Source organism: Marinobacter sp. HL-58 (genome assembly GCF_001314605.1).
In the GTDB taxonomy this organism is placed as follows: Bacteria; Pseudomonadota; Gammaproteobacteria; order Pseudomonadales; family Oleiphilaceae; genus Marinobacter.
Genome location: NZ_LIHP01000001.1, coordinates 412,296 through 424,148 on the forward strand (window position 1 = coordinate 412,296; position 11,853 = coordinate 424,148).

The window sequence follows — 11,853 nt, forward strand, 5'->3', positions numbered from 1 at the left end:
TCAGTGGGGAAGGGTGTGTATAATCCCGCCACAAACTATTCAGCAAGGTGTTTTCATGGAAAGGGTGTTCGAATTCGCGGTTAACCATTACATTCTGGTGTCTCTGTTTGTCGCTTTCCTGCTTGCCATACTGGTGCTGGAATCCCGCCGTGGTGGTGCGAAAATCTCGGCGCAGGGGGCAGTCAATCTGATCAACCGCGATGAAGCTGTTGTTGTCGATATCCGTGACCGTAAGGATTTTAACGAGGGCCGGATTACCGGTGCAATCAATATTCCCCTCAATAGTATCAAAAGCCGCGCCTCGGAGCTGAAGAAGTTCAAGGACAAGCAGATCATTGTTGCCGACAAGATGGGCCAGCATTCCGCCATGGCCGTCAAGCAGCTGAAGGCTGAAGGTTATAACAATGTGGTTCGCCTGAATGGTGGTATTGCCGACTGGAAAGGCAGCAACCTGCCACTGGTGAAAAAGTAACGGGTTACCCGGGCCTTGAACTGAAGGGTAAACTGTCGCACTGTTTCACATCAGCAGGCGGAGCCAGGCATTAAACTGTTCCGGCAGCATTCAATATAATAATGGGCCCTGGTTGCCCCCTTAATCGAAGAAAGGACTGAAAATGGCTGAAAATGAGCAGGCCGCAGCAGGCAACGAAAACCAGACGCAACCTCAGTTTGCACTTCAGCGTATTTACGTGAAGGACCTGTCGTTCGAGTCTCCGAACTCACCGACGGTGTTTCAGGATCAGTGGAAGCCCCAGGTGAACCTGGATCTGAATACGTCCCATAACAAGGTCAGCGACAATCAGTACGAAGTGGTTCTGTCCCTGACAGTGACGGCGAAAGTCGATGAAAAGGTCGCCTACATCGTCGAGATCCAGCAGGCAGGGGTTTTCCTGGTGAAGGGTATTGAAGGCCCGCAACTGGGCCAGATGCTGGGTGCCTATTGCCCGAATATCCTGTTCCCATACGCACGCGAAGCGATCGATGGCGTAGTGAACAAGGGCAGCTTCCCGGCGCTGATGCTGGCACCGGTCAATTTCGATGCCATCTACGCCCAGGCATTGAAGCGAAAGCAGGACGAAGCTGCCGGCGAATCCAAGGAAGAGCAGACACACTGATTCTGCTTTTCTCGTACGTTAAAGAAACCCCATTCGTGCGCACGCCGGTGGGGTTTTCCTATTCTGGCCATTCCGACTTGATGCCCTCCTGGATCATCCTCTGGAACTCTCCACCTGATCGCATTTCTTCAAGTGAATCTGACAGGCAGGGAATATCTCCTTTGCGGGATTCGTGTACCCAGTGATAGAGCGGAGACTCCAGTAGCGGTTCGCCGATCACCAGTTCCGGATTGTGGTGCTGCGCAGCCAGGGCGTCCCATTCCAGGGTGAGCGCTACATCAATTCGCTGGCGGTTGAGCAGGCTGACCAGTTGAAAGGTGTCGCTGGTAGCAACCTGTGTGCTGTCTTCCGGTAGAACAGCGGCAATCATTCGGTAGCCATTTAGGAAGCCAATACGTTGCCCGGTCAGCCCGGCGAACGCTTCGGCGGATTCTTTGTTGCGAAACAGGGGTACCAGCCTGGCGTCTGCAATAGCAACATCAAGTCGAAGCAGGGGGGCATTTTCCTTTACGGCCATGGGGATGCGTGCCAGTTCGCCGTCAGACTGGCTTTTCTCTGCCATCATCACGGCACGCGCCGCAGGAACGTCAAGATAACTGATGTTGAGGTCGCAGCTCTCATAGAGGCGTCTGACAAATTTTTTACCAATGCCGACAGACACTTCGGAGGTAGTAGAGGGTGTGGTTATAACCCTGGTGTGGGTATCCTTTCCGTCAGTGTCGCTATTTTCCGCATTGGCTTTCCCCAAAAACAGTAACAGCAGCGTGCCAAAGATAGCGGTCTTCGCCGCTTTGCCCCGACAATCAAGCCCCTTCAAAATCAAACTGCCTCCATGCTTCATAGACCACCAGAGCAACCGTATTTGACAGGTTAAGGCTGCGGCTTTCCGGGCGCATTGGCACTCTCAGGCAATGCGCTTCCGGAAGTGCCTGGCGAATGGCCGATGGCAGGCCCCGGGTTTCCGGGCCAAACATCAGGTAATCGCCGTGCTGGTATGTCACTTCATGATAGCCACGGGAGCCCTTGGTGGTCAGCCCGAACAGGCGCGATGGCCGTTCGCTGTCCAGAAAGCTCTGGTAGTCCGGGTGAACCGTGACCGTTGCATACTCACTGTAGTCCAGGCCGGCCCGCCGCATCTGTTTGTCTTCCAGGGTGAACCCCAGGGGTTCAATCAGGTGCAGGCGGCAGCCGGTGTTGGCGCAGAGCCTGATAATGTTGCCAGTATTTGGTGGTATTTCAGGTTCGTACAGCACCACATTCAGCATTGGATGATCATCGCTCCACAGCGAGGGCCACACCCATGCCGCCGCCAATACAGAGCGTCGCCAGCCCCTTCTTGACATCCCGGCGGGCCATCTCATGCAGCAGGCTGACCAGAATCCGGCATCCGGATGCCCCGATCGGATGGCCCAGTGCAATGGCACCACCATTGACGTTGACCTTTGCCGTATCCCAGCCGAGATCCCGGTTAACGGAAATGGCCTGGGCCGCAAAGGCCTCGTTGGCTTCCACCAGGTCCAGATCGTCAATCGACCAGCCGGCCAGCTTCAGGCAGCGCTGACTGGCGGGGATCGGGCCGGTACCCATAATGGTGGGGTCTACACCGGCACTGGCATGGGCCCGGATGGTGGCCAAAGGCGTCAGGCCCAGTTCCCTGGCTTTATCGGCGCTGCATACGATCACTGCCGCGGCGCCATCGTTCAGGGAAGACGCATTTCCTGCGGTGACAGTTCCATCCTTTTTGAACGCCGGGCGAAGTTTTGCCAGGCCCTCAGCGGTGACACCGGCCCGGGGGTTCTCGTCCTTGTCCACCACCAGTGGGTCACCCTTGCGCTGGGGAATGGTCACAGGAACAATCTGGCTGTCGAAATACCCGGCGTCCATGGCGGCTACGGCCTTTTGCTGGGAAGCAGCCGCAAACTGGTCCTGCTCTTCCCGGGAGATGCCGTACTTTTCCACGATGTTTTCCGCAGTCACGCCCATGTGGTAGTCGTTGAAGGCGTCCCACAGGCCGTCGGAAATCATGGTGTCCACCATGTTCCAGTTACCCATGCGCTGGCCATTACGGCTGTTCGGGAGCACGTGGGGTGCCTGGCTCATGCTTTCCTGGCCGCCGGCGATCATCAGTTCGGCGTCGCCGCAACGGATGGCCTGAACCGCCATATGTACCGCCTTGAGCCCGGAGCCGCAGACCTTGTTGATGGTCATGGCCGGTACGGATGCCGGAATGCCGGCGTTAATGGACGCCTGGCGTGCAGGGTTCTGGCCGCAGCCGGCTGTCAGCACCTGGCCAAGAACCACTTCATTGACCTGGTCAGCGGCAACACCGGATTCCTCGAGCAGGGCTTTGATAACAGCGCTGCCAAGCTGGTCGGCGCGAAGGCTGGATAGCCCGCCGCCGAAGCTGCCGACGGCGGTACGTTTGGCGGCTACGATAACAACATCACGCATGGGTTTTCTCCGGTTCTCGGGCAGGATTTGAAAGCTGTATACATTGTATCGGAAAGCCGGAATGGGCCAAAGCAGGCAATTGTAATCTGCCTACATATCAAGGCTGCGGCCACCGTCCACCGCCAGGATCTGGCCGGTGACAAAAGGCGCATCACAGAGCAGAAAGGCAATGGCGCCGGCAATGTCTTCCGGTGCACCGGTGCGGGCCAGCGGGGTCCGGGCCAGTATGCTTTGCTGATATCGCTCATCAACCGCTGCATCGCCTTCGGGCCAGAGGATGGCGCCCGGAGACACGCCGTTAACCCTGACTTCCGGAGCCAGGTCTTTTGCCCAGGACAGGGTCAGTGACGCCAGGCCGGACTTGCTGGCGCAATACAGGGGATGGTCTGCCAGTGGGCGCTGGCTGTAGATATCAATCAGGTTAACGATGGCGCCCCGGGACTGTTGCAGCGCCGGCAGGCAGGCCTTGCCCAGAAAGAAAGGGGCCCGCAGGTTGGTGTTCATGATGGCATCCCAGTCATCCGGGCTGGCCCGGGTTGTGGGGTTGGGATAGAAAACAGAGGCATTGTTGACCAGTCCGTCCAGCCGGCCCCAGGCATCTATGGCTTCGGCAGCCAGCGTCTCTGCCTGCCCTGGCTCGGCAAGATCAGCCCCGAAGGTAACGGCGGAATCTTCCCTGATGGTGTTCAGCTCTTCGCGGAGCGCATGGGCCTGATCTGCACGGGAACGGTAGTGAATGACGATGTTCCAGCCGCGCTGGTGGAGGTGCCGCGCTGTGTGGGCTCCGAGGCGGTGGGCAGCTCCTGTAATCAGTACAACGGGGGTTGGTGACGCCATAGTGTGTCTCACTTTTACTGGTGGGCCGCTGAAATACGCCGCAAACGCTCATTCTGGATTGCCCGGCCCAGGTCTTTTCCCTGGTACCCCTGTGCCATCAGTTCCCGCGGCTGAACACCCGTCGCAGCCTGCTGTGCCGATTCCAGCCAGCCCAGCTTGTGCTGTTCGGTATCGGGCAGGGCGCAGCTCAGGACCTGTAGCAATTCAGTGAATCGGTCCTCACGGCGCCACACGTCGGCTTCGTCCAGTACCGCGAGCAGTGCGTCAGCCTGATGGCAGGGCATGGATCGGATCGTCGGGATAAGGCTGGTGGTGAGCCGGGCCAGGTTCTGGCAGTCGTTCGGGGCCTTGAGCTCCGCTGCCCGTTGACGGGCAGCGGCTGGCGTCAGCGGGCACATCAGTGCTGCAAACCGGATACTGGTCGTGCCCTTGTTGATATGGGTACACCGCAACGCTGACATCGCGGCTGCAAAGGCGTCATCCTGTTCCAGTTCCGGAATGATGGTCGCCAGTGCCCCGCAGTCCCGAAGAATCTGGAAGAAGATACCGGGTTCGTTTTCATGCAGCGCCCGCTGGATTTCCTGCCAGACCCGTTCCGGTACCAGGTGCTCCACTTCCCCCTCATTGACCATTTTCCGCATCAGGGACATGGTTGTTTCCGCCACCGTAAAACCGAGGGGGTGCAGGCGGGCCGCGAATCGGGCGGTGCGAAGAATCCGCAGCGGGTCCTCGGCAAAGGCTTCAGACACATGGCGCAGGCTGCGGGCCTGGATATCTTTGCTGCCGCCAAAGGGATCCACCAGTTCACCGTCGGTGGTTTTCGCCATGGCATTGATGGTCAGATCCCGCCGTCTGAGGTCGTCTTCCAGGGTAACGTCCGGGGCGCTGTAGACAGCAAAACCATGATAGCCCCGGCCCTGTTTCCGCTCCGTGCGTGCCAGGGCATATTCTTCCCCGGTTTTCGGGTGCAGGAATACCGGGAAGTCCGCACCTACCTGTTTGAATCCCTGTCGGAGCATGTCATCCGGTGTCGCGCCGGTGACCACCCAGTCCCGGTCTTTCACCGGCAGGCCAAGAAGTTCATCGCGTACTGCGCCGCCAACCAGGTAGATGTTCATGGGCCAGGTATTACTCCTTCAGGGACGTTGCAGAGGGGATTATCAGGGTAAGCCCCGGAACTGGCAAACCGCACAGCCATAAAAAAGCCCGGCGTATTGCCGGGCTCATTCAGAACGACTTCAGGTTCCGGGTCAGAAGGCAGCGCCAAGCTCGATGGCAGCGCCAACGTCCGCGTCGCTTACCAGTGCGCCGATGTCGAGCCGGGCACCGAACGGCGACAGGCCAATACCGGCGGTAAACTGGGTGTCTTCCTCGATACCGTCGTTATCATCGTTGCTGGCCAGGTTCTGGCGCACACCCACGCGAAGCTGGGCGTAACGGAAGGCATCGAATTCCGCACCAAGGGCAAGCCACTGGGTATCATCCTCGTAGCCAAAGGCTTCTTTCTTGGTCAGGTCCATTTCCGCGGTCACCACATGGAAGTCGCCTTTGTGGGCGATGCCGGCGGTGACCATCGGGTCCAGTTCCAGCGTTCGCTCTTCTTCATCTATGCGGTTTGCGGCAGAGTCCAATTCCATGGGGATAAGATGTTTGACCGCAACCCCTGCATTCCATTGATGTTGCTCTCCAAAAGCGTAAGCCGCACCTATGTCCAGGTTGAAGCCGCTTTTATCAGTTTCATAGTTATCATCGTCAGACTCATCGTCTTCGAAGTCGGCAATGCTTTCCGTATATTGGAAAGTTCGGAGTTGCATGTATTTTGGGGAGATGCCCAGCAAGAGGCTACTGCCATTTTCCAACTCGAATGCACGGGCGAAACTGATGCCTGCTTCGGCTACTGCTGATGCCAGAACACGACCTCTGGATTCCAGGTTGTCTAGGTCAGTGTCTTCCGGGTCTATTGATCCATCGACGATACTCTGAAGAGTGCTTTCATCATCATTGTCAAATTCGCCACGCACTGTGGCTGTTAGGTTACCGTTGGTAAAGAATCCGACAGATAGAGAAGGGCTTGGAACAGCAATCGCAAGCCCTAGCCCTGCATTAACACGAATAGTGTCTTCGTCGAATCCCCTTAATTGGCCGAGCAGATCGTTGGCAATATCACGGGCTTCGTTTTGCAGCTGGGAAGCCTCTGCAGGGTCACTCCCTTCTATTGCATTGATTTGCAAAGATAAGTCATCAAACCGGTCAATTGTGTCCTGAATATCATCAATCTGGTCAATGGTTTCCTCTTCGTCAGCAAAGCGTGCATTGACGGAAGGCAGAATAAGGCCAAAGTCGTCGGACCATTCGTGGTGTTCTGCTGCCATCATGGCCGGGTTGGAGGCGCCTGCCGCTGCCGGATGAGCAATGGCGACACCGGTGCCACCCATGGCAAAGGAACGCGACGACATAAACGTTTGCGGGCTGGCCAGGGCAGAAGTGGTTGCGATGGAGAGGCCGATGGCCAGAGAAAGCTTGGTCAGACGGTTTTCGGTCATGATGGATCCTGATAATGCATTTGTATTGTCGGTTATGAGATTACGCAGAGTTAAGACTAATCCAGTTGCTGCGCTGACACACAGGTGATGCGGTAACGGTTTGTTTTCCTAATGTAAATGGCGGAGGTTTTTTGCCGCTCTGGCGGGATGAAACCGGTGGTATCGGGTGCGGTGTTATGAATTTCAGCCAGTTACAAAGGTTGGCGCGAATTTTTCATAGAGGCTTTGAACTGACGTATTTTCGGAGAATCGACATGACCCTGCGGTGGATACTGATACCTGCGCTGGTGGTGGCAACAATTGGCTGTGCCCCGATCGGGCAAAACCGGAACACCGGTGACTCACGGGAACAGGCCGAGCTGGATCCGATCACGGTGAGGGTCAGCGGGTTCGGGACCTATGAAGAGGTGTCGAAGGATCGCCTCAATACCCGCAAGCGCCTCCTGGCCCGCCGGGCATCCCAGCTGGACGCCTACCGCAACCTTGCAGAGCGGGTGTATGGCACGGTGATCTATGGCAGCTCCACGGTGAACGATTTCGTACTGCAGAACGATATGTTCCGCACCTATGTGGACAGCTACATTCGCGGTGCCAAGATGGTTGCTGTAAATGAACATAGCGATGGCGTGGTGGAAACCGTCATGGAACTGAAGCTGGAGCCCAGATTCCGCGCCTGTGTATCCCGGGTATCCGACCGTGAAGTCCAGGATCTGTGCCCGATTCCCATGCCAAGGGGGAACGACAGCGCCGGTGATGTGCAGAGCCGCGGTGTGGACTCCCTTTACTACCTTGATTGAGAGACACATTCTTCATGAAGCTGGCGATTCTGGTTATTACAGCGCTGTTGTTCGCGGCCAATGTTCAGGCTGTTGTGCTGGAAGGTGTCGGGCACGCCACCATCCATAACGATGATCTGGACAGTGCCCGTCAGGAAGCCAGAAAAGCTGCATTGCGGGATGTATCGCTGCAGTATGAAGCGAAAATCAGCAGCCGTGACACCATGGAAGACGGTGTGGTTACCGAGTCCCGCCTTCAGGTGGCATCGTCTTCCAGGGCCCGGTCGGTAAAAGTGGTGGACGAATATCGCCGTGGCAATCTGCTGCGGATTACCGTGCGGGCGGATATGTCCGAAAGCGGCAGCTGTCAGGCCGGAGATGCCGCCGGCCTGAAAAAACGTGTGGCCGTGACAGGATTTCCGATGGTGTACCCGGACCAGGCCCGGATTGGCCGCATTGATGACGCCGGCGAAATCTTGCCGCAATTGTTGCAGGCGGATCTCAGGGAAAGTGGTGACCTCCAGGTGTTCGGCGCCACGACCCAGCGCCTGTTCAGTGATCTTCTGAACGCGCCAACACAGCAGAAATTCAACAATCGCCTCACCAACGTGATTGAGGTGGCGCGGGAGCTGGGCGTGCAGTTTGTAGTCGCCGGTGTGATCCGTGATGTGGGGGTATCGGACCCGGATGCCTGGGGCAGTTCAGTTATCAAGCGCATGCAGCGAGGCATAGGGGCGGTGAACCAGAACCGCCGGTTTGTGGCGGATCTTATGGTCTATGATGGGTTCAGTGGTGCCCCGGTATACCAGGAGCGTTTTGCCACGGAAGCGCAATGGGATGCCGGCCCTGGCTCCTCTGACGGCTTTGGTTCCGCCGGCTTCCAGGAAACCCGTTATGGCCGAGCCGTCAAAGGTCTGATGGGGGATATGGCGTCTGCGGTAAACAATGCCCTGGCATGCCAGCCATTCATTACCCGGGTCACCCGTGTGGACGGTCGCAAGGTAATACTCGACTCCGGAGCCACGGCGGGATTAAGGCCAGGTGATGAACTGAAACTCTATCGCAGTGCCAGCTTCTTCGATTCGCCGGGGGCGACCCCGGAGCTGCAGGACAGCCGCACGACCATGACCGTGAACAACGTCCATCCGGAATTCAGCAATGGCGAAATTCCGGTTTCTGGCGGGCAGATCAATATTCAGCGGGATGATGTGGCCATCGTCTGGTAGAGATTCCGGCCACTGCTTTCAGGCTGCCGCGGTTTCAGCGGCGATATCGCGGATCTTGCCAACCATGGCCCGAAGCCCATTGCCACGGGTGGGGGAGATGTGGCGGAACAGGTCCAGCTGCTCGAACAGCTCGTCAATATCCGTGGCCAGCAGGTCCCTCGGGGTTTTGCCATTCAGTGCCACGAGAATAATGGCGGCAAGGCCGCGAACGATAATCGCGTCGGAATCAATCAGCAGGTACAGTTTGCCGCTGTCTTCATCGTAGTGATGAATCAGCCACACCTGGCTCTGGCAGCCGTGTACGTAGTTCTCTTCCGTGCGCTCATCATCGGGAAAGGCGGGTAGTTGCTTGCCCAGGTCAATGATAAAGGCGTAACGCTCTTCCCAGTCGTCCAGGAATTCGAAGCCATCCAGCACGTCTTCCAGAGTGGTGGTTTGTCCCAATGGGTTGTTCAGAAAGTCCTGTGCGGAGGCGGTCATTTACAGCATCCCCAGTTCAAGCTTGGCTTCGTCGGTGAGCATGTCGTTGTTCCAGGGGGGATCGAACGTGAGTTCAACCGTTACCTTGTCCACATTGGGGACATGCTCGAGCTTGGTCTTGACGTCCTCGGTGATCACCGGGCCCATGCCGCAACCGGCAGCGGTGAGGGTCATCAGGACGTAGACATGGTTGCCGTCTTCGGTGCCATTCTCAATCTTGCAGTCGTAGATCAGGCCAAGGTCCACCACGTTCACCGGAATTTCCGGGTCATAGCAGTTGCGCATGGCTTCCCAGACCTGATTCTCGTTCACGGTGCCGTCTTCGGGTGTTTCGAAGCTGCTTTCCAGGGGCTTCTTGCCGAGGGCATCGGCATTGTGGCCCTCAATGCGAGCGAGATTGCCATTCACGGCAACGGTGAAACTGCCGCCCAGTGACTGTGTGATGGTCACGAAGGTATCCGCCGGAATCATGATTTCCGTGCCGGTGGGCACCAGGCGTGCCTCTACTTCGCGTTTGGTCAGGACCACTTCCCGTTCTTGCATGCCGTTTGGGGCCTCGTTTGCTCTGTCTTTTGTCGGATTACGGCTTCGCCTAATCCGACCTACGTTTGGTCTCGGGGAAGTGCCGGTCACCTTCCAGGACACGCTGTGAATACGTCCCTGTACGCTCGACAAAAACATCCATGTTTTTGACGGCCCTGGAAGGTGACCGGCACTTCCCCTCTTACTCCCCGAATTTCAACAATCGCCTCCAAATGTAGGTCGGATTAGGCGAAGCCGTAATCCGACATCAGGGCTTCAGGCAACCGTAAAACTCTCCCCGCATCCACATTCAGCGGTGGCATTCGGATTCCGGAACTGGAACAGAGAATTAACCCCCTCAGTCACGAAATCAATCTCGATGCCGTTTACCAGCGGCAAGTGCTCTTCCTTGACGAAGAGATCCACGCCGTCGATATGGAACACCTTGTCGTCCGCACCGGCCTCTTCCACCCACTGGGTTTCATACTTGAAGCCGGAGCAGCCGCTTTTCTTGATGGCCAGGCGGATACCTTTCGCCTCAGGCCGCTTGTCCAGTTGTTTGCGTACGTGTTTCACCGCGGTCGGCGTCATGGTGACGGCAACGGTTGGTGTGTAGACTTCGGCTGTCATGTTTCCACCTCCATCAGGCAAACAGGCGCTGGATTTTCTGCAGGGCAGTGAACAATTGTTCCACTTCCTCCAGCGTATTGTAGAACGCAAAGGACGCCCGTGCTGTACCGGGAACCCCGTAAAAGTCCATCAGTGGCATGGCACAATGGTGGCCAGTGCGAATGGCGATGCCCTGCTGATCCAGCAGCGTGCCTATATCACTGGGGTGCAGGCCGGCGATTTTAAAGGACATCACAGGCACTTTGTTGCTGGCGGTGCCGATGATCTCCATACCCGGAACAGTTTCCACCAGTTCGTTGGCGCGTTTGAGCAGTGCGACTTCTGCCGCTTCCATTCCGGCGCGGTCCAGGCTGCCCAGGTAATTGATTGCAGCGCCCAGGCCCACCGCTTCCGCAATGGCCGGGGTTCCCGCCTCGAACTTGTAGGGCAGGGTGTTCCAGGTGGTGCGTTCGAAGGAGACTCGCTCGATCATCTCGCCGCCGCCCTGGTAAGGAGGCATTTCCTCGAGCAGCCTGGCCTTGCCGTAGAGTACCCCGATGCCGGTAGGGCCGAACAGTTTGTGGGATGAAAACACGTAAAAGTCGCAATCCAGTGCCTGCACATCCGGCTGGAAGTGCGGCACGGCCTGGGCGCCGTCAATCAGCGTAATCACGCCAAGGGCTTTGGCCTGTTCAATCAGTGATGCAATTGGATTGACGGTGCCCAGCACGTTGGAAACCTGGGTCAGTGCCAGTATCCGGGTACGGTCGCCCAGAAGACTCCTGAACGAGTCCAGGTCCAGCTCCCCTTGCGGGGTGACCTGAATGGGAACCACCCTGGCGCCAGTTCGCTCGGCAATCATCTGCCAGGGCACGATATTGGCGTGGTGCTCCATGTGGCTGACAAGGATTTCATCGCCCGGTTTCAGGCGCCCTGCCAGCCCGTTGGCCACGAGGTTGATGGCCTCGGTGGTGCCACGGGTCCAGATGATCTCTTTCGTGCTGTCGGCGTTCAGGAAGCCACGAACGGTCTCCCGTGCTCCTTCAAATGCACTGGTGGCCCGGTCACCCAGGGTGTGGGCACCCCGGTGTACATTGGAGTGCATTTCCCGGTAATACCGATCCATGGCGTCCAGCACGGCAATGGGCTTCTGGGCCGAAGCGCCGTTGTCCAGATACACGAGGGGCTTGCCGTTGATCTGCTGATCAAGAATCGGGAAGTCCCGGCGGACAGCATCGACGTCAAACGCCGCTTTGTCAGCCTGTTTTGCCACGGAAAGGTCTGTCATAACCGG

General features: G+C 57.5%; 14 protein-coding genes. 4 read left to right on the forward strand and 10 right to left on the reverse strand.

The genetic code is table 11. The features are described from left to right. Window positions 1-55 precede the first annotated feature (55 nt). Entirely contained in the window at window positions 56-472 is a 417-nt protein-coding gene (locus tag HLUCCO03_RS01850; protein WP_027833149.1) for a rhodanese-like domain-containing protein, read from the forward strand. A 142-nt stretch (window positions 473-614) separates the two neighbouring features. Continuing rightward, window positions 615-1,115 carry a protein-export chaperone SecB gene (gene secB, locus HLUCCO03_RS01855; protein ID WP_027833148.1) on the forward strand — a complete coding sequence of 167 codons (501 nt, stop codon included), beginning with the start codon at window positions 615-617 and terminating at the stop codon, window positions 1,113-1,115. Window positions 1,116-1,173: 58 nt separating this feature from the next. Here secB and HLUCCO03_RS01860 read toward each other — a convergent pair whose 3' ends face one another. The 6 genes from HLUCCO03_RS01860 to traF form a co-directional block, all read right to left on the reverse strand. After that, window positions 1,174-1,932 (reverse strand): hypothetical protein, encoded by a 759-nt coding sequence (locus HLUCCO03_RS01860; protein WP_027833147.1) that lies wholly within the window; start codon window positions 1,930-1,932, stop codon window positions 1,174-1,176. Continuing rightward, window positions 1,919-2,380: a tRNA (uridine(34)/cytosine(34)/5-carboxymethylaminomethyluridine(34)-2'-O)-methyltransferase TrmL gene (trmL, locus tag HLUCCO03_RS01865; protein ID WP_027833146.1), complete on the reverse strand. Its 462-nt coding sequence runs from the start codon at window positions 2,378-2,380 to the stop codon at window positions 1,919-1,921. Before trmL ends, HLUCCO03_RS01860 begins: the two co-directional genes overlap by 14 nt. Window positions 2,381-2,387: 7 nt before the next feature. Further along, the gene (locus HLUCCO03_RS01870; RefSeq protein WP_027833145.1) at window positions 2,388-3,566 is read right to left on the reverse strand and encodes an acetyl-CoA C-acetyltransferase; all 1,179 of its coding nucleotides are present in this window, start codon (window positions 3,564-3,566) and stop codon (window positions 2,388-2,390) included. A gap of 90 nt (window positions 3,567-3,656) precedes the next feature. Continuing rightward, on the reverse strand, window positions 3,657-4,403 hold the full coding sequence (locus HLUCCO03_RS01875; RefSeq protein ID WP_027833144.1) for a pteridine reductase: 747 nt from the start codon (window positions 4,401-4,403) through the stop codon (window positions 3,657-3,659). A 14-nt stretch (window positions 4,404-4,417) separates the two neighbouring features. After that, window positions 4,418-5,521, reverse strand: a complete 1,104-nt coding sequence (locus HLUCCO03_RS01880) for a tRNA nucleotidyltransferase (RefSeq protein WP_027833143.1) — start codon at window positions 5,519-5,521, stop codon at window positions 4,418-4,420. A gap of 132 nt (window positions 5,522-5,653) precedes the next feature. Then, window positions 5,654-6,946 (reverse strand): conjugal transfer protein TraF, encoded by a 1,293-nt coding sequence (gene traF, locus HLUCCO03_RS01885; RefSeq protein WP_027833142.1) that lies wholly within the window; start codon window positions 6,944-6,946, stop codon window positions 5,654-5,656. Window positions 6,947-7,200: 254 nt separating this feature from the next. Between traF and HLUCCO03_RS01890 the strand changes: the two genes are divergently transcribed. Together HLUCCO03_RS01890 and HLUCCO03_RS01895 are read left to right on the forward strand one after the other, a co-directional pair. Continuing rightward, a complete protein-coding gene (locus tag HLUCCO03_RS01890) occupies window positions 7,201-7,743 on the forward strand; it encodes an LPP20 family lipoprotein (protein WP_027833141.1) in 543 nt (180 codons plus the stop codon). Between the two features lie 14 nt (window positions 7,744-7,757). Then, window positions 7,758-8,948, forward strand: a complete 1,191-nt coding sequence (locus tag HLUCCO03_RS01895; protein ID WP_027833140.1) for a flagella assembly protein FlgT — start codon at window positions 7,758-7,760, stop codon at window positions 8,946-8,948. An 18-nt stretch (window positions 8,949-8,966) separates the two neighbouring features. Here HLUCCO03_RS01895 and HLUCCO03_RS01900 read toward each other — a convergent pair whose 3' ends face one another. The 4 genes from HLUCCO03_RS01900 to HLUCCO03_RS01915 form a co-directional block, all read right to left on the reverse strand. After that, entirely contained in the window at window positions 8,967-9,428 is a 462-nt protein-coding gene (locus HLUCCO03_RS01900; RefSeq protein WP_027833139.1) for a SufE family protein, read from the reverse strand. Then, a complete protein-coding gene (gene sufT / locus HLUCCO03_RS01905) occupies window positions 9,429-9,971 on the reverse strand; it encodes a putative Fe-S cluster assembly protein SufT (protein ID WP_027833138.1) in 543 nt (180 codons plus the stop codon). It lies immediately after the preceding gene. 255 nt (window positions 9,972-10,226) lie between these two features. Beyond that, the gene (locus HLUCCO03_RS01910) at window positions 10,227-10,580 is read right to left on the reverse strand and encodes an iron-sulfur cluster assembly accessory protein (RefSeq protein WP_027833137.1); all 354 of its coding nucleotides are present in this window, start codon (window positions 10,578-10,580) and stop codon (window positions 10,227-10,229) included. A 13-nt stretch (window positions 10,581-10,593) separates the two neighbouring features. Beyond that, complete coding sequence (locus HLUCCO03_RS01915; RefSeq protein WP_027833136.1) at window positions 10,594-11,847, reverse strand: aminotransferase class V-fold PLP-dependent enzyme; 1,254 nt, start codon at window positions 11,845-11,847, stop codon at window positions 10,594-10,596. Window positions 11,848-11,853 lie beyond the last annotated feature (6 nt).